Source organism: Corynebacterium sp. NML 150383 (assembly GCF_002285085.1).
Classification (GTDB): Bacteria; Actinomycetota; Actinomycetes; order Mycobacteriales; family Mycobacteriaceae; genus Corynebacterium; species Corynebacterium gottingense.
Genome location: NZ_NSGK01000003.1, coordinates 108,914 through 131,715 on the forward strand (window position 1 = coordinate 108,914; position 22,802 = coordinate 131,715).

General features: G+C 67.8%; 23 protein-coding genes. 10 read left to right on the forward strand and 13 right to left on the reverse strand.

Features of this window, described 5'->3' with window-relative positions:
* Window positions 1–102: 102 nt before the first annotated feature.
* From CKJ85_RS04405 to CKJ85_RS04420, 4 genes are all read right to left on the reverse strand, one after another.
* Window positions 103–714: a hypothetical protein gene (locus tag CKJ85_RS04405; RefSeq protein ID WP_095553552.1), complete on the reverse strand. Its 612-nt coding sequence runs from the start codon at window positions 712–714 to the stop codon at window positions 103–105.
* 100 nt (window positions 715–814) lie between these two features.
* A complete protein-coding gene (locus tag CKJ85_RS04410) occupies window positions 815–2,932 on the reverse strand; it encodes a CAP domain-containing protein (protein ID WP_143340156.1) in 2,118 nt (705 codons plus the stop codon).
* A 164-nt stretch (window positions 2,933–3,096) separates the two neighbouring features.
* On the reverse strand, window positions 3,097–4,374 hold the full coding sequence (gene eno, locus CKJ85_RS04415) for a phosphopyruvate hydratase (RefSeq protein WP_095547355.1): 1,278 nt from the start codon (window positions 4,372–4,374) through the stop codon (window positions 3,097–3,099).
* Window positions 4,375–4,506: 132 nt separating this feature from the next.
* Window positions 4,507–5,319 (reverse strand): lytic transglycosylase domain-containing protein, encoded by an 813-nt coding sequence (locus tag CKJ85_RS04420; RefSeq protein WP_233126949.1) that lies wholly within the window; start codon window positions 5,317–5,319, stop codon window positions 4,507–4,509.
* Between the two features lie 161 nt (window positions 5,320–5,480).
* On the opposite strand from CKJ85_RS04420, the gene CKJ85_RS04425 reads away from it, so the two are divergent.
* Window positions 5,481–5,918 carry a hypothetical protein gene (locus CKJ85_RS04425; protein ID WP_095553555.1) on the forward strand — a complete coding sequence of 146 codons (438 nt, stop codon included), beginning with the start codon at window positions 5,481–5,483 and terminating at the stop codon, window positions 5,916–5,918.
* Window positions 5,919–5,924: 6 nt separating this feature from the next.
* Here CKJ85_RS04425 and CKJ85_RS04430 read toward each other — a convergent pair whose 3' ends face one another.
* Window positions 5,925–6,527, reverse strand: a complete 603-nt coding sequence (locus tag CKJ85_RS04430; protein ID WP_095553556.1) for a MazG nucleotide pyrophosphohydrolase domain-containing protein — start codon at window positions 6,525–6,527, stop codon at window positions 5,925–5,927.
* Window positions 6,528–6,570: 43 nt separating this feature from the next.
* Between CKJ85_RS04430 and CKJ85_RS04435 the strand changes: the two genes are divergently transcribed.
* Window positions 6,571–7,206, forward strand: a complete 636-nt coding sequence (locus CKJ85_RS04435) for a hypothetical protein (RefSeq protein ID WP_095553557.1) — start codon at window positions 6,571–6,573, stop codon at window positions 7,204–7,206.
* A gap of 70 nt (window positions 7,207–7,276) precedes the next feature.
* Here the strand turns inward: CKJ85_RS04435 and CKJ85_RS04440 are convergent, their stop codons facing one another.
* The 3 genes from CKJ85_RS04440 to dnaG all read right to left on the reverse strand — a co-directional run bounded on the left by CKJ85_RS04440 (window position 7,277) and on the right by dnaG (window position 10,920).
* Complete coding sequence (locus CKJ85_RS04440; protein ID WP_095553558.1) at window positions 7,277–7,759, reverse strand: hypothetical protein; 483 nt, start codon at window positions 7,757–7,759, stop codon at window positions 7,277–7,279.
* A gap of 101 nt (window positions 7,760–7,860) precedes the next feature.
* Window positions 7,861–8,919 carry an HNH endonuclease signature motif containing protein gene (locus CKJ85_RS04445; protein ID WP_095553559.1) on the reverse strand — a complete coding sequence of 353 codons (1,059 nt, stop codon included), beginning with the start codon at window positions 8,917–8,919 and terminating at the stop codon, window positions 7,861–7,863.
* A 108-nt stretch (window positions 8,920–9,027) separates the two neighbouring features.
* Window positions 9,028–10,920: a DNA primase gene (gene dnaG / locus CKJ85_RS04450; protein ID WP_095553560.1), complete on the reverse strand. Its 1,893-nt coding sequence runs from the start codon at window positions 10,918–10,920 to the stop codon at window positions 9,028–9,030.
* Between the two features lie 23 nt (window positions 10,921–10,943).
* On the opposite strand from dnaG, the gene CKJ85_RS04455 reads away from it, so the two are divergent.
* Both CKJ85_RS04455 and CKJ85_RS04460 read left to right on the forward strand, forming a co-directional pair.
* A complete protein-coding gene (locus CKJ85_RS04455) occupies window positions 10,944–11,345 on the forward strand; it encodes a ribonuclease domain-containing protein (RefSeq protein WP_095553561.1) in 402 nt (133 codons plus the stop codon).
* Window positions 11,338–11,601, forward strand: a complete 264-nt coding sequence (locus CKJ85_RS04460; RefSeq protein WP_095553562.1) for a hypothetical protein — start codon at window positions 11,338–11,340, stop codon at window positions 11,599–11,601. The genes CKJ85_RS04455 and CKJ85_RS04460 overlap by 8 nt, the downstream gene beginning before the upstream one ends.
* Here CKJ85_RS04460 and CKJ85_RS04465 read toward each other — a convergent pair whose 3' ends face one another.
* Window positions 11,602–12,453, reverse strand: a complete 852-nt coding sequence (locus tag CKJ85_RS04465; protein WP_095553563.1) for a hypothetical protein — start codon at window positions 12,451–12,453, stop codon at window positions 11,602–11,604. It abuts the gene before it with no gap.
* Between the two features lie 144 nt (window positions 12,454–12,597).
* Between CKJ85_RS04465 and CKJ85_RS04470 the strand changes: the two genes are divergently transcribed.
* The 4 genes from CKJ85_RS04470 to CKJ85_RS04485 all read left to right on the forward strand — a co-directional run bounded on the left by CKJ85_RS04470 (window position 12,598) and on the right by CKJ85_RS04485 (window position 16,789).
* A complete protein-coding gene (locus tag CKJ85_RS04470) occupies window positions 12,598–13,833 on the forward strand; it encodes an esterase-like activity of phytase family protein (RefSeq protein ID WP_095537295.1) in 1,236 nt (411 codons plus the stop codon).
* A 109-nt stretch (window positions 13,834–13,942) separates the two neighbouring features.
* Window positions 13,943–15,628, forward strand: a complete 1,686-nt coding sequence (locus tag CKJ85_RS04475; RefSeq protein ID WP_095553564.1) for a carbon starvation protein A — start codon at window positions 13,943–13,945, stop codon at window positions 15,626–15,628.
* Window positions 15,615–15,869: a cory-CC-star protein gene (locus CKJ85_RS04480; protein ID WP_095275508.1), complete on the forward strand. Its 255-nt coding sequence runs from the start codon at window positions 15,615–15,617 to the stop codon at window positions 15,867–15,869. The genes CKJ85_RS04475 and CKJ85_RS04480 overlap by 14 nt, the downstream gene beginning before the upstream one ends.
* Complete coding sequence (locus CKJ85_RS04485; RefSeq protein ID WP_198947142.1) at window positions 15,860–16,789, forward strand: ArsA family ATPase; 930 nt, start codon at window positions 15,860–15,862, stop codon at window positions 16,787–16,789. The genes CKJ85_RS04480 and CKJ85_RS04485 overlap by 10 nt, the downstream gene beginning before the upstream one ends.
* A 6-nt stretch (window positions 16,790–16,795) precedes the next feature.
* Here CKJ85_RS04485 and CKJ85_RS04490 read toward each other — a convergent pair whose 3' ends face one another.
* Window positions 16,796–18,067 carry a deoxyguanosinetriphosphate triphosphohydrolase gene (locus CKJ85_RS04490; protein WP_095553565.1) on the reverse strand — a complete coding sequence of 424 codons (1,272 nt, stop codon included), beginning with the start codon at window positions 18,065–18,067 and terminating at the stop codon, window positions 16,796–16,798.
* Between the two features lie 56 nt (window positions 18,068–18,123).
* Between CKJ85_RS04490 and CKJ85_RS04495 the strand changes: the two genes are divergently transcribed.
* A complete protein-coding gene (locus tag CKJ85_RS04495; protein WP_095553566.1) occupies window positions 18,124–20,124 on the forward strand; it encodes a TPM domain-containing protein in 2,001 nt (666 codons plus the stop codon).
* 140 nt (window positions 20,125–20,264) lie between these two features.
* Complete coding sequence (locus tag CKJ85_RS11985) at window positions 20,265–20,432, forward strand: hypothetical protein (RefSeq protein ID WP_158221617.1); 168 nt, start codon at window positions 20,265–20,267, stop codon at window positions 20,430–20,432.
* Between the two features lie 7 nt (window positions 20,433–20,439).
* Here the strand turns inward: CKJ85_RS11985 and CKJ85_RS04500 are convergent, their stop codons facing one another.
* The 3 genes from CKJ85_RS04500 to CKJ85_RS04510 are packed head-to-tail and all read right to left on the reverse strand — an operon-like array spanning window position 20,440 to window position 22,759.
* Window positions 20,440–20,868, reverse strand: a complete 429-nt coding sequence (locus CKJ85_RS04500) for a hypothetical protein (protein ID WP_095553567.1) — start codon at window positions 20,866–20,868, stop codon at window positions 20,440–20,442.
* Window positions 20,865–21,371 (reverse strand): hypothetical protein, encoded by a 507-nt coding sequence (locus tag CKJ85_RS04505; RefSeq protein WP_095275504.1) that lies wholly within the window; start codon window positions 21,369–21,371, stop codon window positions 20,865–20,867. The genes CKJ85_RS04500 and CKJ85_RS04505 overlap by 4 nt, the downstream gene beginning before the upstream one ends.
* 5 nt (window positions 21,372–21,376) lie before the next feature.
* Window positions 21,377–22,759, reverse strand: a complete 1,383-nt coding sequence (locus CKJ85_RS04510) for a glycine--tRNA ligase (RefSeq protein ID WP_095535447.1) — start codon at window positions 22,757–22,759, stop codon at window positions 21,377–21,379.
* Window positions 22,760–22,802 lie beyond the last annotated feature (43 nt).

Below are 22,802 nucleotides of genomic sequence, written 5' to 3' on the forward strand. Positions count from 1 at the left end.
GTTGCGCCCGCGTCTCCGGCCGGGCTCCTGCGTTACGCGTGAGGACATAGTAATTGGAAGTGTAGCCCTCCGGGCCGGGCGCGCGTGAAGGCGCGCGGGCGACTACGGCAGCTGGATGCCGTACTGGGAGAGGTCGATTCCCAGCCGCGGCGCGAGCGCCACACCGGCGCCCATGGCGGCGAGGACGCCCAGGATCACTGCGACGGCCGTGCCCGCGGTAGTGCTGCCATCGGTACCGGTGCCTGCGGCAGGTGTCTCCGACGCAGCCGGCTCCTCCGGCTTGTCCGCTCGCGCCTTGGCTAGCGCAACGGTGGCGCGCCGCAGCTCCTCCCGCGCGTCCTCCACGGCCTGTGTGCGCACGGAGAGTTCGACGCGTTCGGTTTCGGCGTCGATGTTGGCGTCGTTGACTGCGTCGGTGGCGTCGGCAAGCGCTTGCTCGTCAGCGGCGTCCGCATCGAGCGCCTCGAGCTTGCGCTTTGCGACGTTGCGCGCCTCCACCTTCTGACCCAGCGTCACCTGCGCGGCGTCAACCTTGGCCTGCTGCGCCTCAACCGCCTGCTTCGCCTCCGCGAGCGCGGCCTTCGCGTCGGTCACGGCCTGCTCGGCGGCGGCGAGTTGGGTGGCGTGGGCGGATGCAGCGGCATCAGGTGCGAGCGCCAGCATGACGGAGCCGGCCGTGGCGACGGCGAGGGCGCGCGCGGAGCGGGAAGACACGGGGTGGCCTTTCTACGAGCATGAGGATGACACGCACAAGCCTAAGCGCCCGCCCACAGTTTGTCCCAAGGCGGGCGGGTACTGCGCCCCTCCCCTAGTGTCAGGGCAGCTGGATACCGAACTGGGAGAGGTCGATACCCAGTTGCGGGGCGAACGCGATCCCCGCGGCGAGGATTGCCAGCAGGCTGGCGACGACCGCGATGGCGGTCCCAGCCGTGCTGCTGCCCCCGGGCTCCGCGGGTGCATGGGCCGCGGTGGTGGCCGCCTCGGCCGGCGTGGCCGCGGTGGTGATCGTCTCGGCCGGCGTCGCTGCCGTAGTCGTCTCGGCCGCCGTGGTCGTCTCGGCCGGCGTGGCCGCGGTGGTGATCGTCTCGGCCGGCGTCGCTGCCGTAGTCGTCTCGGCCGCCGTAGTCGTCTCGGTCGGCGTGGCCGCCGTGATGGTTGTCTCGGCCGGTGTCACGTCCTCCGACGTTGGTATCGGAGCCGGGGCCGGCGGCTGCGGTTCCCGGGCGCGCACCTGCACGAGGGCAGCGCGGGCGGATTCGACGGCGTTGCGCGCGGGGCCCTGCGCGTCCGAGAGTTCGGCGGCTGCTGCACGTTCCGCTTCGAGGGTGGACTTGGCTTGGTCGAGGGTGACGGTGGCGTCGGCAAGCGATTGCTCGTACGGCTCGCGCGGGATTGCGCGCTTGCGCTCCAGCGCTGTGGATGCGGAGGTCAGGCGGGCCTTCGCGCTGACGACCTCGACGTCCGCGTCCACCTCGGCCTGATCCGCGTTCTGCTGCGCGGCGGTGGCCTCGTCGTGCGCGGCGTTCGCCTCGTCGAACTGGCTGGTGAGGCGGTCCAGCTCCGCGGAAGCCGCAGCCGCCTCTTCCGCGGCCTGGGTGGAGCGATGCTCCAGCGCGATGTACTGCTGGGTGAAGGACTCGATTGCCTCGGTAAGGTCAACCGGTTCAACTGACGGATCCAGTCCTGCATCGGTGTACTCGGACTTGTCCAAGCCGTCGAGGATTAGATCGCCGTAATCTCGTTCGTCGCCGGGGTTGAATTCTGGGTTGGCCAGGGATTCTGCTCGCATGAGGTCGGTCGCGCCCGCGGGGAGGTAGAACGGCTCGCCGCTTTCCAACGCCTTGCGGGTCATCTCGTCGAGGCCGTAGCTACCAGTATCAGTGCGCGCGTCTTCGATGAAGAACATCGTGGTTGCGAAAATTCCGCCTTTGCTGTCGGTCGCGATGCCCACGCCCATGCGCTGCACATGCGGTGCGAGCATGTTCCGGTTGTGCCCAGGCGAGTGGCGCCACCTGTCAAAGAACATGTACGGGACCGACTCCCAAGTCTGGCGCGTCCACGCGTCGACCTCTTTGCCACGACCCGAGTTGTAATCAAAGATGATGTTCTCTCCGGAATGGCCCCACCCGTCCATATCCGAGTGGCGGAACGCGGCGTCGAGGTCGCCGGACTCGTCGTAGTCACGCGCCATCACTTCGGACCAGGCCTCGGCTTGCTCGGTAAATACGGGGTGCACCGTCAGCGGGTGGAGGCCGTGGGCCTCGCGGTACTCATTGATCATTTCCTCGATGGACTGGGAGGCAAGGCGCTTCCAGTCCTGGACGGAGTAATCCGAACCGGAGATGTCGCGGCGCTCAAGGTCGTCGAGCTCCGCGCCGACGGAGTACAGCTGATCATCCGCCTCGTCGCTCGTGCGCTCGAGCTCCGCGAAGACGTCCGCCTGCGCATCGCGCCGCTGTTCCGCCTCGCCGAGGCGCTTTGCCGCCTCAGCTTCCGCGGCCGCGGCGTCCTGGGCAGACTGGGCGGCTGCCGACGCGGCGGCCTCCGCAGCAGCGAGCGCGTCCTTCGCCTGCTGCACGTCCCGCTCCAGCGCGGTCACGTCGAGGTTGGCCAGGTCGGCCTTCGCCTGCTCGTACCGTGTCGTGGCGGCGTCCAGGTCCGCCTGCGCCGCGTCGGCCTTCGCCTGCTGCTGCTGGGCTTCCGATTGCGCGGCGGCGAGCGCTGCGTCGGCGTCGGTGACGGCCCGCTCGGCGTCGGCGAGTTCCTGCTTCCAGGCGGCCAGGTCGGCCTGGTACTGGTCCGCAGGATCAGCGGTGGTGGCGATCGTGGCGCTGGCGGTGTCGGAGACGGCGGCGAGCGCCGTCGGCGCCTGGACGAGGGCAAGGGAAAGTGAGGTTGCCGCAGCAACGGCGACGAAAGTACGGGAATACACGGGGACGGCCTTTCTCGGCACGGGAAGTTGCATACATAACTCTATCCGCCCGTGCACAGAAAACCCCAAGCATTACCCAAGAAAATTGGAAGAACATGCGCGCACGCGAAACCCCCTTGCACTCCGCAGCGTTGGGCGGGGTGCAAGGGGGCGTCGAAAAGCGCTTACTTCTTAAAGCGCGGGAACGCGGAGCGGCCGGCGTACACGGCGGCGTCGTCAAGCTCCTGCTCGATGCGCAGCAGCTGGTTGTACTTGGCAACGCGCTCGGAGCGGGCCGGGGCACCGGTCTTGATCTGGCCGCAGCCCAGGGCGACGGCGAGGTCCGCGATGGTGGTGTCCTCGGTCTCGCCGGAACGGTGCGACATCATGGTGCGGTAGCCGTTGCGGTGAGCCAGGTCGACCGCGTCGAAAGTCTCGGTGAGGGTACCGATCTGGTTAACCTTCACCAGCAGGGCGTTCGCAGCTTTCTCCTCAATGCCGCGCGCCAGGCGGTCCGGGTTGGTGACGAAGAAGTCGTCGCCGACGATCTGGACCTTGTCGCCGATCGCGGCGGTGAGCTTGGTGTAGCCCTCCCAGTCGTCCTCTTGCAGCGGATCCTCGATGGAGACGATCGGGTACTGCTCGATGAGCTCCTCGTAGACCTTCGCCATCTCCTCGGCGGAGTGCTCGCCACCCTCGAACTTGTACACGCCGTCCTCGAAGAACTCGGAGGATGCGACGTCGAGCGCCAGGGCGATGTCCTCGCCCGGCTTCAAGCCAGCCTTCTCAATGGCCTCAACGATAAGGTCGAGCGCAGCCTTGGTGGAGTCGACGGACGGGGCGAAGCCGCCCTCGTCGCCCAGGCCGGTGGACAGGCCCTTGGCCTTAATCACGGACTTCAGCGCGTGGTAGACCTCGGCGCCCATGCGCAGCGCCTCGGCGAAGGATTCGGCACCGATCGGGGCGATCATGAACTCCTGGACGTCCACGCCGGAGTCAGCGTGAGCGCCGCCGTTGACGATGTTCATCATCGGGACCGGCAGGACGTGCGCGTTCGGGCCGCCGATGTAGCGGTACAGCGGCAGACCAGCGGACTCAGCAGCGGCCTTCGCAGCGGCGATGGACACGCCCAGGATGGCGTTGGCACCCAGGCGGGACTTGTTGTCGGTGCCGTCCAGGTCAATCATGGCCTTATCAATCAGGCGCTGGTCATCAGCATCGATGCCGGCCACAGCGTCAGCGATCTCCTCGTTGACGTTCTCCACGGCCTTCTGCACGCCCTTGCCGTTGTAACGGTCGCCGCCGTCACGCAGCTCGTGGGCCTCGTGCACACCCGTGGACGCGCCGGAGGGCACGCCAGCGACGCCGTTGGACATATCGTCGAGCAGCACCTCTGCCTCGACGGTGGGGTTGCCGCGGGAATCAAGAATCTCGCGGGCGAAGGCGTGGATAATGATAGCCATTGTGGCTCAACTCCTTGAGAGTGGACATTGAAGTTTCCGCCTCCCGATTGTTCCAGAGTTTTGCCGAGATTGCTCGCCCCGATGGGGAATCGGTAGCCCCGTTTGCGTTTGGATGCGCCCGGATGTGTGGTGTTAGCGGGGCGCTGACTGGTTGAGCGCGTAGTTCGCCGCGGCGTTGCACACCTTGCGCACGTACTCGTTGGACTGGTTGTAGGCGTGCACCGCGTCGTACCAGCCGTCCTCCGTGGCCAGGTCGCGCCCGTTCGCACACAGGAGGTTGGCGGTGCCGAGGGCAGCGTCGTCGATCTGCTGCGGGTCCGGGTAGCCGTCGCCGTTCGCGTCGCGCCCGTAGCGCTGCCACGACTCCGGGATGAACTGCATGGGCCCGAGCGCGCGGTCAAACGTCGTGTCGCCATCGAACTCGCCGCCGTCCGTGTCGTGGACCACCGCGAAAGATTCGCTGCCGTCAAGCTGGGGGCCGATTATCGACGGCACCGCCACCCCATCCTCACCCAACCGGGCAGAATCAAACGTGTGCCCCGTGTACGTACCATGGCGCGTCTCCACCCAGCCGATGCCGGCGAGCGTATTCCAGTTCAGGTGGCAGGCCGGCCACGCCTCCGCCGCGATGAGGGCCGCATTACCGTAGGCGCGCACCGCCTGCGCGTCGACGCCCGTCTGCTCGGAGATCGGGGCGGCCCACTCGGCGAGCTGGTCGGAGGTACGGCCGGGGGCGTGGACGTCGATGAGCGGGGGCGCCTCGGCGGCCGCCGGGGGGATCGTGTCCGGGACCGGAGTACGGGTCTGGCGCGGAATCGGCTGCCCCAGGAACGACAGGACCCACGCCACCACGGAGATGGCCAACACGACGGCGAGCGTCATGACGAGGAGGCCGACGCAGCCGCAGCCACGGGCGGCGCGACGGGCGTGAGTCGAATTTGCCATAGCTGCCGAGCATACCGGCCCCGCGGTGCCAGACAGGAACGGGCAGGCCGTGAGTCACACGAGTCACACGCGTCACTTGCGTAACGTGTAGGCTGTTGCGCGGACGGCCGAACGGCCCACGCCACGTACCCGAAAATTCTTGCTTCCCGGAAGGAACCCCCATGACCGCAATCGCTGCCCTGCGCCGCACCGCCCTCGCCGCCGCGGGCGTATTCCTCGCCACGTCGCTCGTCTCCCCCGCCACCGCCGGCGCCGACACCAACTACGTCGAGCTGGTCCGCGTCCTCAACGGCAACGTCAAGACGATGGACTGCAACGCCCTGCGCACCGTCATCCGCGGCACCGGGCTCGCCGACGAAAACACCACCCGCTCCCAGTTCGTCGGCAACGTCAACAAGGCCGTCGGCGAGGACGCAGCCCTGCGCCTCGTTGCCGCCCCCACCGTGAACACGCTCGGCGACCGCGCCCTCGAGTGCGGCGTGGTCAAGCCGGACCAGGCCACCCCGCTCTCCCAGGCCATCGCGATGAGCTCGCAGATGTCCTCGCAGGCCGGCCTGCCGGAGATCCGCAACCTCCTCCCCGCCGTCGCCGCGCAGTAACCGCGGCTAGTCCGCCTCGCGAGCCTTGCCCTCCGCCCAGAGGCGGTCCTGCGTCGCCTGATCCACGAGCCCCGTCGACCCGTCGAAGAGATACGGGGCCCGCGAGCGCATCTTCGCCACGAACGCCGCAGCGACGTCGCCGAAATCGAACGCGCCGCGCTCGTCGGCGATTTCGGCGTGGAAGAGGACTTGCAGGAGGACGTCGGCAAGCTCATGCTTCAACGCCTCATCACCCGCGCCCTGCTCGATCGCCTCCGCCAGCTCGGCTGATTCCTCGCGAAGAAACGGCAGCAGGCTCACGTGCGTCATCTGCCGCTCCCACTCGCCGCGGCGACGGGCGTCGCGCATGATGCGGCGGGCCTCCACGAGCGGGTCCTCTAGCGACGGCACGCGCACGACCTCCTCACCGGCCGCGACGCGCTCGCGCACCTCCGGGTCGGCGGGATCCGTCGTAACCAGCCACGGCTCGCCCACCGTCGACGGCGCGCTCAGCGACCACCGCACCGACACCGGCACCTCCGCGGTGAACGCCAGCGGCCCAACCAGCCGCTGCACCACGTCCACCGGCACCATCTGCGGCCACCGAGCATCAAGCACCAACACAGTCATACCGCGCATTGTAGCGGCCACCCGGACATGCAAGGATGGACGCATGACAATCGCAGAAGCGCTTCACGACGCCACCCCAACCCCCGAGGACGTCGCCGCAGACTCCTCGACCTTCTCCCCCATCCGCTGGAAGACCGGGTGGCCGCACCACCTCCGCCGCGTCCCGCCGTTCCGCGACGACGCCACCGCGTCGCTGACCCGCCGCGACGTGTTCCTCTTCGCGCAGGACGTGGTCGACTCGGAGTACAACCGCGACCAGATCATCGACTTCCTCGGCGCCGCATTCGCGTTCGCGGCAGGCCAGTCGAACCAGGTCATGCAGCTGCAACAGTTCTTGCGCAACAAGCACAACGCCAACCAGCTGCTGCAGGCGATCCGCAACATCGGCGGTAAGTCCGCGGTGGACGCCTACGCGTCGCTCGTTGAAACCGGGCTGGCGCCGAAGTTCGCGTCGCACGTGGCCTACTTCCTCGCCGGGCCGCAGGAGGCCAGCGACGAGAAGCCGGTGATCATCTGCTCCAAGCGCGCCGTCGGCGCCGGGCTGTCCAAGGACGCCGACTGGACCGCCGACGACTACGCCGAGTACCTCACGGCGCTTCGCGAGGCCCGCGACGCCCACGACTCCTCCCTGCCGCTCGACGCGGTGGAGTACGCGCTGCGCAAGCACGCCGACGTCTAACGCCCGCGCAACGCAGACGGCGCCCGTCCCCCAATGTTTCGGGGACGGGCGCCGTTTGTTGTATTGGGCGTTAGCTGCTCAGGCCGTTGATACCGGTGAGGCCGAGGTTGCTGAACCTGTAGCCGAGCGCCAGGACGATGCCGACGACCGGCGCGAGCATCGCGACGGTCGGGTCCGTGGTGATGGTCTTCGGAAGTCCCTGGAACTCCGTGATCTTCTGGCCCTCGACTTCGCAGGACTGCATGCCGGCCTTCGCGTTAGAGAGGCAGAGAATGCGGTCGCCCTCGAACTTGCCAAGGACGCGGACGCCGTTGGTGCCGTAGTCGAAGAAGCGGGGGTCGCCGAAGCGGATGACGTCGTAGCTGCGCCACGTGGTGGCGTAGCCGGGGTCAGACGGGAACTCCTCTTCGGGAACGTAGTAGCCGCCGGTCCAGTCGGTGCCTTCGAACGGCTCTTCTGCGGACGCGGGGGCGGCATTGATGACGGAGGTTGCGGACAGGGTCAGGACTGCGGAGAGGGCGGCGACGCGGGCCGCGCGGTGCTGTGTGCTCATACTCATTTAATCTACGGGTATGCGGTGCGCGTTACAGCTGTTCGGAAGTTTTTGGCACGCCAAAGCGGCGCCGCCTCACCGGCGCGCCTTGGCGTGAGCGTTTACGGGGACGTCGGTGGCGGCTCCCCGTCCACCGCGGAGTAGGCGCGCCCCGTCGGTACGACGTGGCCGCCCGGGCTGATCCACACGATCCGCCCGGCGCGCCGCTCCACCCGTCCGAACTGCGGCAATCCGTTGACTCCGTTGTGGAACGAGCACAGCCAGCACAGGTTCCCGGCGTGCGTCTCGCCGCCGTCGCGGTATTCGTGGATGTGGTGCGCCTGCGCCTTCGCGGCCGGCGCGCGGCAGTCCGGCCAGCAGCACCGGGCGCCGTCGGTGTCGATCATCCGCCGGTACTTGTCGTGGGCAAATCGCGCCCGGTACGTGTTGAGCGGCCCCTCCATCGGCGAGACAAGCGTGATGTAGCCGTTGCCCTGCAGCTTGCGCTCGAGCAGTTCCGCGCCCGTGAGCACGGCGCCGTTGGACATCTCGACCCGGATGTCGTCGCCGTCGCCGGTGAGGATCCGGACGTAGTCGGTCACGGTGAGCACGACGTTGGCGACGGCCGTGGTTTCGGCGACGGGTTTGCGGCTGAGGAGCCAGGCGGTGGCGTCGAAAAGCGAATCGCTTTGCGCGTCGGCCTCCATCGAGTCGACCACGTCCTGGAGCTGCGCCGAGGGCCCGACGAAGGAGAGCCGCATCGTGCCGTCGGCGTAGCGCGCCACGCGGTAGCCGTGCGCGGGCGGCGGCGTGGGTGTGCGTTTGAGGGCTCGCGCTTGACGACGCACCTCCGCCCCGTCGCCAGACGTCGCGCACAACGCCTCGCGGAACCGCCAGCGCTCCGTGGGGTCGGTGATCGTGCGCGACGCCCGGGCGATGTATGCGAGCGTGTCCAGGCGGTGACCGTTTTCCAGCGCCTTGTCGCGGCAGCGGCGCTGGTAGGCGCTGTGGGAGGTCGGGCCGTAGAAGGTGGTGGCGACGGTGACAAACTGCTCGGCGCGATCCGCCTCCATGCCGCGCGCGGTGAGCTCCGCGGCGGTCATGCCCGCGACGAGGCCCGCGAGCGCGATGGCGCGGCGGTCCAGGTCGATGAGCGCGTCGATGTCTGTCAAGGTGTCCATGCCGACCACATTATGGGCCCATCGGGGCAGGTCACAAGGGTTTGTGATTCTTCTCCGATTTTGCGGGCGGGAGGGAACCGAGGCGGTGTCCGCTGCGTCTAAAAGGGGTTAGGCGCGCGAGGCGCGGTCGTTGAGCTCGCGGCGCGCCTGCTCTAGCGCCACGAGGTCCGAGAACAGGGCGTTGTAGGCCTCCGGCTCCTCGGAAGGGCGCATGCGCTGGAGCTGGGACTTCAGCTGCGCGATCTGGTCGCCCACGCGCGTCTCCTGCAGGCGTGAGAGCACGGAGTCGACGTAGCGGTCCATGTCGTCGGCGTGGATCGGCTCGACGGCGAGCTCGGAGACGAAGTTGCGGCCGGCCAGGTCGCGCATCTCCGCGGCGACGGCGGCGAGGAAGTTCGCGCCGTGCTCGGTGGCGGAGGCGACGCCGCCCGCGCTGGCGATGGCCTCGCGGACCTGGCGGTAGGCGTCGTTGGTGAACGCGTCCGGGTTGATGCCCTCGAAGTAGGTGCCCGCCTTGTCCGGGTATTGCAGCGCGATCTTCAGCGCCTCGCGCTGCGGCCACAGGAGCGGGTCCTGCGGGTTCGGCGGTTGCAGGGCCGGGGGCTGGCCGGGGGCCGGTTCGGAGCCGGAGGGGGTGGGGCGGGGGCGTCGGTTGGGTTTCTGGGGGCGTCGAGAAGCACTCCGCACCTGGTCGAGCACCTCGTCCGGGTTGGGCCAGCCGACCCAGCCCGCGAGGCGGCGCGCGTACTCCTGCTGCAGGACGGTGTCCTTGATGGAGGCGACGACGGGGACGGTGCGGCGCAGCGCCTGCACGCGGCCCTCGGCGGAGTCGAGCGAGTAGTCGGCGAGCAGGGATTCGATGACGAACTCGAACATGGGCACGCGCTTGGCCACCAGGTCGCGCAGCGCCACGTCGCCGCGGGCCAGGCGCAGGTCGCACGGGTCCATCCCGTCCGGCGCGACGGAGACAAAGGACTGCCCCGTGAACTGCTGGTTGCCCTCGAAGGCGCGCATGGCCGCCTTCTGGCCGGCCTCGTCGCCGTCGAAGGTGTAGATGAGCTCGCCGCGGAAGTAGCTGTCGTCCAGCATGTGGCGGCGGATCGCGGAGAGGTGGTCCGCGCCGAACGCCGTGCCGCACGCCGCCACGGCGGTGGTCACGCCCGCCGCGTGCATGGCCATGACGTCCGTGTAGCCCTCCACGATCACGGTCTGGTGCCGCTCCGAGATGTCGCGCTTGGCCAGGTCCAGGCCGAACAGCACCTTCGACTTGTGGTACAGGAGCGTGTCCTGCGTGTTCATGTACTTGCCCATCGGGTCGTCGTCGAAGAGCTTGCGGGCGCCGAAGCCGATGGTGTTGCCGGCGGCGTCCTTGATCGGCCAGATGAGGCGGCGGCGGAACTTGTCGATGGGTCCGCGGCGGCCCATGGAGGAAATGCCGGCGTCGATAAGCTCCTGCACCTCGAAGCCGCGGCGGAGCAGGTGCTTCGTCAGGGTGTCCCAGCCGTCGGGCGCGTAGCCGCACTCGAAGCGGTAGATGAGCTCCTTGTCAAAGCCACGCTCAAGCAGGAAATTGCGGCCCGGCTCAGCCTCCGGGGCCTCGAGCTGCTCGCGGTAGAACTCGTGCGCCGCCTTGTTCGCGGCCAGGAGGCGCTGGCGGGTGCCGGGCTTGACGTCGCGCGCGCCCGTGGATCCGCCCTGGTAGTTGATGTGGTAGCCGATCGTGTCCGCGACCGCCTCGACGGCCTCGGGGAACGTGAGCTGCTCCAGCTCCATGAGGAAGTTGAAGACGTCGCCGCCCTTGCCGGTGGAAAAGCAGTGGTAGTAGCCGCGCGCGGGGCGGACGTGGAAGCTCGGCGTCTTCTCGTCCTTGAACGGGCTGAGGCCCTTCAGCGAGTCGTGGCCCGCTGGTTTGAGCTGGACGTACTCGCCGACGATGTCCTCGATCGCCGCGCGCTCGCGGATCGCCTCGATGTCGCTTTCCGGAATCCTGCCCCTTGCCATGCGCCCAATCGTAGTGTGCAACAATGCGTGGCGTGAAAAAGCTTGTCGTCGCACTCGCGGGCGTGCTCAGCGCATGCTCGCTTATCGACGCCCCCGCGTCCCCCACCATCCCAACCTGCGAAAACCTCCCGCAAGAGGCCCGCGAGACGATCTCGCTTGTGCAGCGTGGCGGGCCGTTCCCCTACCCCGACAACGACAACGCCCGCTTTGGCAACTACGAAGGCGTACTCCCCGACGAGGACTTGGGCTTCTACCGCGAGTTCACCGTGGACACGCCGGGTGTGTCGCACCGCGGCGCGCGGCGCATCATAACCGGAAGCCGCGACAACGACGGCGGCGCCGGCGACGAGACCCCCGAGGTGTGGTACTACACCGCCGACCACTACGAGAGCTTCTGCCAGGTGGAGGAGGTTCAAGATGTATAGGACAGGACACGGACGGAACCGAAACCCGGTGCTGCTCACCGCGCCGGTGCACACGGTCGCGGACGTTGCCGGGGCGATCTCCGTCGCGGTGTTCGGGCCCAACCGCCCGGCGCCGCGCAACCTCGACGGCCTCGCCGACCTACTGCGCGAGGCGCGGCCGGCGCGCGTGGTCGCCTGCGACTGGCACCTGCCGGCGGATGAGACGCGCAAGGTCGCGGCCGTCTTCCGCGACAACCGCGTCGAGCTGGTGCGCTAGCTAGACCTGGATATTCGCGAGGTCCGAGAGGTCCGGGAACTCCGGCAGCGCGATGCCGAGCTGGGGACCCACCGCGGCCACGATCGCGAGCGACACGCCCAGCGCCGCGAGCAGGGAGAACACCACCACGCCTGCGGTCGCGCCTGCCGACGACGCCTCGCCCCGGTGCGGCTGCGAGCTGCCCGGCGCGGGCGCGCTCTGCACGGGATCCGCAGTGGGCAGGTCGACGTTAGCCAGCTTCGCGCTACCGGCACGCAGGTCGTGGCAGCGCAGCTCCGCCTGCTCGAGCGCTTGGTGGTAGGCCAGACGGTCGTTGAAGTACTTGCCGGTGGCGTCGTTTTGCAGCACGTACGCCAGCGAATCCGCCTTTTCCTTGGCCAGCCCGGGGAACGCGGCCTGCAGCTGCTGCGTCAGCGAGCGCCCGTTTTCGCGGTCCCCCGCAGTGGTGGTGGCCGTGTTATCGGCGGCGTTGACGGCGCCCAGGCCCGCGACCGCCTCGGCGGTCGGGCCGAACGGGACGTCGGCGGCGGACTCGGACCCGCGCACCTCCAGGTAGTGCTCCGCCAGGCTGCGGGGCATGACCTTCTGCAGGAGGTCGAGGTCGTTGTAGGCGCTAGCCTCGGGGTAGACGTCCTCGATGGCGCGGACCCACGTGCCGGCGATCCGCTTGCCGCCCAGGTCCTTTTCCTCGCTCTTGAAGGAGTCGGCGTAGGCGCGCTCGGCGGCGGTCATCGTGAGCGTGCAGGACGCCTCGCCCTTGGGCGCGAGCTCCGCGGCCGTGGCGTGCGGGGCGACAAGGGCTGCGGCGGCGAGGGCCGCGGCGGAGAAGGCGGGGAGGTATGAAGTGCGCATGGTGCGTGTCCTTTCTGTGAGCCGTCTACTTGTTGTATCGGGAGTTGCGGTAGGAGCGTAACGGTGGCTGTGGCCAAGTTGCATGTTCCAGGGACGGTTTTAAGATGTGAGATATTACATTTGTATCTCTCAAAGGAGTCACGCATGCGTAGTCGTACCGTCATCGCGTTAGGGGTCTCAGCTTCGATCGCGCTCTCGCCAGTCACAGCCACTGCAGACCCGAGTGCTGCGGTTCCGGTCACGGTCGGCCAGAACGGCACTTCGCTTCACGTAGGCGAAGTAACGGTGCCGGTTACGGCGGCTGTCGCCGCCGTTGCCGGTATCGGCGTGCTCATAGGCGGCGCGCTCACTGTAGCCATTCAGGTGCTTCTGGCCGCAGGGGCAGAGAAGAACGAAGAGGGAGTGTCATCCAGCGATCTCCCAAGTGCAGAGTACGTCAGTCGTTTTGACTTCAGTGCGACTGAGCATGACCCCGCGATCGGCGGGCTCAGCGGCATGGATCAGCTCGAGGATGGGCGATACATCGCAATTTCCGATGACAAGCATGAACACGGCCCTATCCGCGCATACATCTTCACTACTCAGGATCATCGCAGGTTCGCGCATGAAGGTGAGGTGCGCCTCACGCTTCCTGACGGCTCCGACTACACCGAATTCATCGACGCGGAAGAGATTCGCCAGCTGCCCAATGGCAACTTGTTGTGGACCACCGAGGGAGACGCGCGCGAGGGACAGGTCGCTCCACCGCAACTGATTGAGTCGACCGCTGCTGGTCGCGAAGTCCGCCGAATCAATCCACCCGCATACCACTTCCCCGATGGACACGACACGAAGGGCATCCACCACAACAACGGACCGGAAGCAATGACATTGGCGGATGGTGGTACAACCGCGCTGACAATCAATGAGAATGCGCTCGCGCAAGACGGGACCAGCAACGATCCGAAGCACAGCTCAGTCAATCGCATCACCGAATATAACCTGGCCAACGGAAACGCCACTCACGAGTACGCGGTACGCGCGAACCCCGGTCGCGGAATCACATCCGTGCTCGAGGCAGAAGACGGGTCGCTCTATGTCCTTGAGCGCGGGTTCTACCCTGAGCTGGGAAAAAGCGGCGAAGTCCGCGGAGAGATTTACCGACTCACACTCAGCGGCGCGGACGATGTTCTCGGCAAGGACACGCTCGACGGGACTGAGCAGCTCGCAACTAAAGAATTGGTGTACGACTTCGCCGACAACCCACCGCAGCCCGACAACGTCGAGGCACTTTCATGGGGGCCAATGCTGGATGACGGCCGCCGTACCCTCCACATTGCTGTCGACGACAATTTCAACGACACACAGTCAACACTATTTCACACAGTTCTTGTGCCGTAAGGGGGCGGGGGAGCGTCGATAAGCAACGCCCCCCACTTTGCACCACGCCGTGTGATGTGTGGCATACTTCTCACAGTTGTGACACGAACCACGGAAAGAAAGTTGGCGTATGAACTCGCTACTCCTCGTCATCATCGGACTCGCCATGATGGTGGCCGGCTACCTGCTGTACTCCAGGTTCCTCGGCCGCAGCGTGTTCAAGCTATCGGACACGTTCCGCACGCCGGCGCACACCATGGAGGACGGCGTGGACTACGTGCCCACCAACAAGTACGTCCTGTGGGGCCACCACTTCACCTCCGTGGCGGGCGCGGCGCCGATCATCGGACCGGCCGTCGCCGTGATCTGGGGGTGGCTACCGGCGTTTCTGTGGGTCACACTCGGCACCGTGTTCTTTGCGGGGATGCACGACTTGGGGGCGCTGTGGGCGTCGCAAAGGCACAAGGGCCAGTCGATTGGCACGCTGTCCGGGCGCTACATCGGTGCGCGCGGGCGCAACCTCTTCCTCGTGGTCATTTTCCTGCTGCTGCTCATGGTGAACACCGCGTTCGCCGTGGTGATTTCGAACCTGCTCATCGCCACGCCGTCGGCGGTCATCCCCACGTGGGGCGCGATTATCGTCGCCGTCCTGATCGGCCAGGCAATTTACCGCCTCAAGTGGAACCTGCCGCTGGTCTCGCTGGTCGGCGTGGCCGCGCTCTACGCGCTCATCGTGCTCGGCGACCGCTTCCCCGTCGCCCTGCCGGAAACGGTCATGGGCATCCCGGACCGAGGCGTGTGGATCATCCTGCTCTTCGTCTACGCCTTCATCGCCTCGCTGCTGCCGGTGTGGGTGCTGCTGCAGCCGCGCGACTACATCAACGGCCTGCAGCTGTTCGTCGGCCTCTTCATCCTGTACGGCTCGTTCTTCATCGTCCGTCCGGAGATCGTCGCGCCGACGCTCAATGACGCCGTCCCCGCCGGCACCCCGAACATCTTCCCGCTCCTGTTCGTCACCATCGCGTGCGGCGCCGTCTCCGGCTTCCACGGCATCGTCGCCTCGGGCACGTCGGCCAAGCAGCTGGACAAGGAGACGGACGCGCGCTTCGTCGGCTACTTCGGCGCCGTCGGCGAGGGCCTGCTCTCCCTGGGCACCATCGTCGCCACCACCGCCGGCTACAAGACGCTCGCCGACTGGGAAAGCGTGTACAACGAGTGGAACGCGGGCGGCGTCAACGCGTTCGTCGAGGGCGGCGGCGCGCTCATGAACGAGGGCCTCGGCATCCCGACCTCCCTGTCCGCCACCATCCTGGCCACCATGGCCGTCCTGTTCGCCGCCACCACCATGGACTCCGGCGTGCGACTGCAGCGCATGGTCGTCGGCGAGATCGCCGAGATCATGGGCGTGAAGCTCTCCGGCCTGGTCGCCACCATCATCGCCGTCGGCGCCGCACTGGGCCTGACGTTCTCCACCGGCATGGACGGCTCCGGCGGCATGATCATCTGGCCGCTGTTCGGCACCACCAACCAGCTCATGGCCGGCCTCACCCTGTCCGTCCTGGTAGTCATCCTGACCAAGCTGCGCCGCCCCACCCTGCCGCTGCTCATCCCGCTGGTGTTTGTCACCCTCATGTCGCTCTGGGCCGCCGTGCTGCAGCTGCGCACGCTCTTTGAGGCCGGCAACTGGCTGCTGCTGGGCATCGACGTCGTCATCATTGTTGCGGCCGTGTGGGTGGTGGTTGAGGCGGTGGCGTCGATTAGCAAGGCGCGCCGCGAGCCCGCGATGACCTGGGACGACGAGTATGCAACTGCTTAAGCGCCTCGGGGCGGGCCTCAGCGAGTTCTACCAGGCGCCGTACCGCCGCGAGTTCGCCCGCGCAGCCCGCGAGGAGGACGACCTGTTTACGCTGCTCGTGGCGTCGGAAACGCTCGGCATCCCCAACCCGGCCAGCTACTACACGCTCGAGTTGCTGCCGCTGCTGTACGACGACTTCCACGCTTGGCACACCCGCATGGGCATGGAACGCTCACCACTCGACGGGATCTCATGCTGCTAGACGCACCAGTCATGTTCTTCGGCGGCAAAGGCGGCGTGGGCAAAACCACCATCTCCGCCGCCACCGCCGTGCGCCTCGCCGCGCGCGGTCGCCGCGTCTTGCTCGTCTCCACCGACCCCGCTCACAACCTCGGCCACATCTGGGGCGCAATGCTTCACGACGCCCCCGTCACCCTCGAGCCACGCCTCGACGCCATCGAGCTCGACCCGGCGGCCATCACGGAGCAGCACCTGCGCGCCGTCGGCGACTCCATGCGCGCGATGATGCCGGAGCGCCTCCACCGCGAAGTGGACCGGCACCTGGAAATGTCGCGCCACTCCCCCGGCATGCACGAGGCGGCGCTGCTCGAGCGCATCGCCGACCTGGTTGCTGGGTCCGAATACGACAACCTCATCTTCGACACCGCCCCCTCCGGCCACACCTCCCGGCTCGTGGCGCTGCCGGAGCTCATGGCCGCCTACACCGACGGGCTGCTCGAGCGGCGCGACAAGTCGGACAAGTTCAGCGACCTCGTCCGCGGCATGGGCGGCGATTCTAGCGGCGGGTCGCCCGTCGACCGCCGCAACCAGCAGATCCGCTCCACACTGCTCGCCCGTCGCCGCAAGTTCGAGCGCCTGCGCGCCGTGCTCACCGATCCCGCCAAATGCGTCTTCCACATCGTGCTCACCGCCGAGCGCCTTCCCGTGATGGAGTCGATGGAGTTCTACGAGGAGCTCACCGCAAACGGGGTGCACGTGGGAAGCGCGATTGTGAACCGGCGCGCGCCGGATGAGGCGGGGGCGTTCCTGGAGGGGCGGCGGGGCGTGGAAGCGCAGGCGCTCGCGCTCTTGGACCTACCGGTGCCGGTGGTGGAGCTGCCGTGGCTCCCGGGCGAAATCGGCACGCGCGAGGCGCTCGGGCAGATCGCGGAGCGGCTCTAGGCGGAGCTACAGGAACCCGTCGAAGGCGGCCGCCTTGTCCGCCACGCGCTCCAGGCGCGACTCCGTCATCGACGCGATCTGGTCCACGATCACCCGCTCGCGCTCCAGGTCCGTGTCCGCGGCCTCGAACCAGGCGCGGAACACGGTGTCCAGCGTGCCGGGCGCGCCGGCACGCAGGTACTCGTGGACGCGGAAGATGCGCTCGCGCTGCCGGTCCTGGCGCGCGATGTGGGCGGGCAGGTCCATCACGTAAAGGACGGCGACCGTCTTGAGCAGGCGGACCTCTGCCTCCGTGTCGGGTGGGACGACGAGGTTGCCGTGAGCCCGGCCGAGCCCCGTGACGAGCTCCTGGTTCGCTGCGCTCGCAAGCGTGGCCCCCGTGACCGCGCCGACGTAGCGCCCCACCAGCTGCGAGGTCAGGGACTTCAGCCCCGTCCAGGACCGCAGCGTGAAGTCGAAGTCCGCGGCCGCGGCGATGGCGGGCAGGGAGCGGAGGCGATCGGCGGCGTCAATGAGCTGGTCCGCCGTGCCGCCGAAGGCGTCCGCGCCCTTCTGCGCCAGCGCAGCAAGCTCCACGAAGTCCCACAAGACCTGCAGCGAGACGCGACCGGAGACGATGCCGTCCTCCACGTCGTGCACGGAGTAGGCGATGTCGTCGGAAAAATCCATCACCTGGGCTTCCATCGGCGGTCGGTCGTCGGTGTGGCCGGCGCGCGCCCACGCGAGCACGTCCGCGTCCTCGTCGTAGGCCGAGTACTTGCGGTTGAGGGAGCCGTCCGCGTTGGTGCGGGTGCGCGGGTACTTCACGGCGGCGTCGAGGGAGGCCCGGGTGAGGTTGAGTCCGTATGAGGTGGCGTCGATAAGCACTTTGGGCTCGAGGCGCGCGAGGATGCGCAGGGTCTGCGCGTTGCCCTCGAAGCCGCAGGGTGCGACGGCGTTGAGCGCGTTTTCCCCGTTGTGGCCATACGGCGGGTGGCCGATGTCGTGGGTTAGGCCGGCCATCTCGCACAGGTCGGGGTGCAGGCCGAGGCGGCTGCCAATCCCGCGCGCGATCTGCGCGACCTCCAGCGAGTGCGTCAGGCGCGTGCGCGGGGTGTCGCCGTCGCGGGGGCCCACCACCTGCGTCTTATCCGCAAGCCGGCGCAGCGCGGCGGAGTGCAGCACGCGGGCCCGGTCGCGCGCGAAGGCGTCGCGCGTGTCCTGCTCGGGCGCGATCTGCGCCTGCTTCGGGGCCTCTGGCGCGCGGCGGGCGAAATCCTCAGTTGTATAGGTGTACACGCCCCAAGCGTAAAGGCTGCAGCGCGCGTTCCCCGGTTGCGACTACCCTAGTTGGCATGAATTCGCGCTATCTACGCATCGTGGCAACCGCGCCGCTCATCGCCGGGGCATTGCTTATCGACGCCCCCATGACCGCCGCCCACGCCACCCCGCCAACCCCCGACGCACCGGCCGTCCTCGCGCAGGCCGTGGACACCGCGACGGCGCCGGGCAAGCTCGCGCAGCCCGTCACGGACGAGGCGGGCGTGCTCTCCGAGGCAGAGCTGGCCAGCGTCAAGGACGCCGTGACGAAGGTGAGCCAGGAGAAGCACCTCTCGCTGCGCGTGGTGTACGCGAGTTCGCTGGGCAACCTGACCGGCCCGCAGTGGGCGGAGCAGGCCGCCGCCGCGAACGGCCCGAACACCGCCGTGCTGGTCGTCGCACCCGACGAGCGCGACTACGGCGTCTTCGGCGGCAACGACTGGGCGCAGAAGGACATCGACGCGATGGACGCGGCCGCCTACGAGAAGCTGTCCGCCGAGGACTGGGCGGGCACCGGCACCGCTGCGGCTGAGGCCGCAATCAGCGGCGGTTCCGACGGTAGCTCGGGCGCCGGCTGGGCCGCGGGCGGCGTCGGCGTGCTCGCACTCGCCGGCGGCGGCGCCTACGTAGCGTCGCGCCGCAACACCAAGAAGCAGAACGCGAAGCAACTCGAGTCCGCCAAGGCGCTCACGCCCGGCGACACTGATTCGCTCGGCCGCCTGCCCACGCCGACGCTCGAGCAGGTGGCGCGCGACGCCCTCGTCGCCGCCGACGAGTCGATCACGCAGGGCAAGGAGGAGCTGCAGGTGGCGTCCGCGGAGTTCGGTGCCGAGCGCGTGCGCCCGTTCACCTCGGCGATGAACCAGGCGACCTCCACGCTGCAGCGCGCGTTCCACACCCACCAGAAGCTCTACGACGCCATCCCGGAGACCGAGCCGGAAAAGCGCGCCATGCTCATTGACATCATCTCCAGCTGCGGCAAGGCCGAGGAGGCGCTCAAGGCGAAGACGGATGAGTTCAACGCCATGCGCGGCACGCTCATGCGCGCCGACGAAGAGGTGAACGCGCTTCGCGCCCGCACCATCGACATCCGCGCGCGCATCGAGCCGGCGAAAGCGACGCTGGAGGAACTGCGCAGCCGCCACAACGCGGGGATGCTGCACTCGATCGATGAAAACGTCGACGTCGCCGAGTCCTCGCTCGCGGAAGCCGAGCAGCAGCTCGGCGAGGCCAGCGCGCTCGCCGCGAAGCCCGCGGGCCAGCAGGGCGCGCTTATCGACGTCCTCGCCACCGCCACCCAAGCCGTCAAGGTCGCCGACACCAACCTCGCTGCCATCGAGCACGCCGAGGACAACCTGGCCAAGGCGCAGCACAACCTGCCCGCGCTGATCAAGGAGATCGAGGGCGAGCTGCGCGAAATCGACCAGGTTAAAGGCTCCACGCAGCAGGGCGCGCGTATCGACGTCGCGTCCCTGGACACCATCGCCGCGCAGGCCCGCGAGGCCCTGTCGCAGATGGGCGACCGCGCTGAGACCGACCCGCTCGCCCTCTACACCGAGCTGACGGACCTGGATGGGCGCATCGACGCCGAGCTGGACCGCGCCAAGGGTGTTGCCAACGACCAGTCCCGCGCCCTCCAGCTGTTTACCCAGCAAATGCAGGTGGCCACGACCCAGATCCAGTCGGCCGAAGACCTCATCCGCTCCCGCGGCCGCATCATCGGCTCGCACCCACGCTCCCTGCTCGCCGAGTCCCAGCGCCAGTACGCCGAGGCACACCAGCGGCGGACCAGCGACACCCGCGGCGCGATCGACTTCGCCCGCGCCGCCACGGACACCGCGCGGCGCGCCTACCAGGCGGCCAAGGACGACGTGGACCACTACCGCTCCCAGCAGAACCGCCAGACCGCCGGCGACATCGCGCGCGCAGCCATGTGGGGCGCGATTCTCAGCGGCGGCTTTGGCGGCGGTGGCGGTGGCGGCGGCTTCTCCGGCGGTGGCGGTGGCGGCAACATTAGCCGCGGCGGCACGTTCTAGCAGCACAGACAGGTGTCCCGTTGCTAGAACGGCCGGGGTTCCGTAGTGTCTGAATCACAGCTGCGATACATTAGATCCACATAAGCTTTGGTTGGCAAACATCAGCCAGCCACCACGAGCGGAAGCGGGAGGTTTTCACGATGAGGGCGCTTATCACCAAGCAACTCACCCCTGAAGACCTCAACGAGCTCGACGCACTCCGCCGCTGCTCCAGTTCGGCTGCGGCGCGCGAAACACTGGCGCAGCTCGTGTCGGCGTTGCGCAGGGGCGAGAGCATCTACGTCGGCTCGCCGGACGACGCCGAGTAGGGGTGGATTAGTAGCGGGTGCGGCGCACGGGGGCGTCGATAAGCGTCAAGCACCACGTCATGAACACGATGTCCAAGGTGATCTCCCGCGGGACGGTGACCGCGAGATCGCCGTTCGCGCGCGCGACGGTCAGCGCGACGATGTTCCCCTGGGCGTCAACGATCTCGCGACGCGGGCGCAGCCCAGTCCGGTTGAGCTCGTATGCGGCACCGTTGCAGTCCGCGGCGTAGCGCGCGACGGTGAACGACGTTTTGCGGACCGCGAACTGCTCGCCGTGCGCGCCCTCAGCGCGCAGGTCAGCCGGGTTTTCGCTGGTGAAGCGGAGGGTCGTGGCGCCGAAGCGCAGCGTGCCGTCCTCCACCGCAGCGAGGCGCGCGCCGCCCCCGGCGGGTGGCTCATCGTCCTCGCGGATCAGCAGGTTGTCGCGCCAAATCACAGCACGAACACTAGCACGGCAACAAGCGAGAAGAGCAGGAGCGTTGCGATCAGCACGTTGGAGGAGACGATCTTGCGCGCCTCCAAGATTTCGCGGGAGACCCAGGCGAGCGCAGCGACGTCGAGAAGCGAAAGCTCAGTCTCGCCCTCGAACTCCAGGATGGCCTTGCGCACGCCGTTGTGATCAGAGGTGAACTGGGCGACCTTCGTGCCGGAGGCATCGTCGACGATCCAGTTCTTCGAGGTCTCCGCGACCATCTGGTAGGTGCGGCCCTCCACGTCGACGCGGATCTGCTTCGCGCGCTTCAGCGAATCGTGCGCGCGCACGAACTCGCTGCCGCCTCGCGACGCCACCGCACCCGACTCCGGCGACGCGAGCAGTTCCCACTGCTGCCCCGCCACGACGGCGCGGTCGTGCGTGAACTCGCCGAGCACTTCGGGGCCTGCCTCGGCGAGCAACTTCAGGTTGTCCCGATCCGAGCGGTCCCAGCTGACGTAGTGCATCGCGCTTATGCCCCGATCAGGCGGGCGGCGAGGTAGGCCTCGAGCTCGTCGATCTTCACGCGCTCCTGCTCCATCGTGTCGCGCTCGCGGACAGTGACCGCGTTGTCCTCGAGAGTGTCGAAGTCGTAGGTGACGCAGAACGGCGTACCGATCTCGTCCTGGCGGCGGTAGCGGCGGCCGATCGCGCCGGAGGTATCAAAGTCGACATTCCAGTGCTTGCGCAGCGTGTTCGACAGCTCGCGGGCGGGGACGGACAGCTCCTCCTTCTTGGACAGCGGCAGCACTGCCACCTTCACCGGAGCCAGGCGGCGGTCCAGGCGCAGGACGACGCGCTTGTCGGTACCGCCCTTAGCGTTGGGCGCTTCTTCCTCGTCGTACGCGTCCACCAGGAAGGCCATCATGGAACGGCCCAGGCCGGCGGCCGGCTCGATGACGTAGGGGATCCAGCGTTCCTCGTTGGCCTGGTCGTAGTAGGACAGGTCCTCGCCGGAGCCCTTCGCGTGCACCGAGAGGTCGTAGTCCGTGCGGTTGGCCACGCCCTCCAGCTCGCCCCACTTGGAGCCCTTGAAGCCGAAGGCGTACTCCACGTCGACGGTGCGCTTGGAGTAGTGCGACAGCTTCTCCTTCGGGTGCTCGTACAGGCGGAGGTTCTCCTCCTTGATGCCTAGGTCGACGTACCAGTTGTAGCGGTCATCAATCCAGTACTGGTGCCACTCTTCGTCCTCGCCCGGCTTGACAAAGAACTCCATCTCCATCTGCTCGAACTCTCGGGTGCGGAAGATGAAGTTGCCCGGGGTGATCTCGTTGCGGAAGGACTTGCCGATGTTGGCGATGCCGAACGGCGGCTTCATGCGCGACGAGGTCATCACGTTCTTGAAGTTGACAAAGATGCCCTGGGCGGTCTCGGGGCGCAGGTAGTGCAGGCCCTGCTCATCATCCACCGGGCCCAGGAAGGTCTTGAGCAGGCCGGAGAACGCCTTCGGCTCGGTCCAATCGCCGGGCTGGCCGGTCTCCGGGTCGTTGATGTCTGCCAGGCCGTTCTCCGGCTCGTGGCCGTGCTTCTCCTCGTACGCCTCGATGAGGTGATCGGCGCGATAGCGCTTGCCGGTATGGCGGGACTCCACCAGCGGGTCCGTGAAGACCTCGACGTGGCCGGAAGACACCCACACCTGGCGCGGCTGGATCACGGACGTGTCCACGCCCACGACGTCGTCGCGGGACTGCACCATGTGGCGCCACCACTGGCGCTTAATGTTTTCCTTCAGCTCTACGCCCAGCGGGCCGTAGTCCCATGCCGAGCGCGTACCGCCGTAAATCTCGCCCGCGGGGAACACGAGTCCACGGCGTTTGCAGAGGTTGACAACGGTATCGATCTTGCTGGCGGGCACGGATAGCCTCCTGTAATCCGGTTTCGGGTAACGGTGCCAGTGT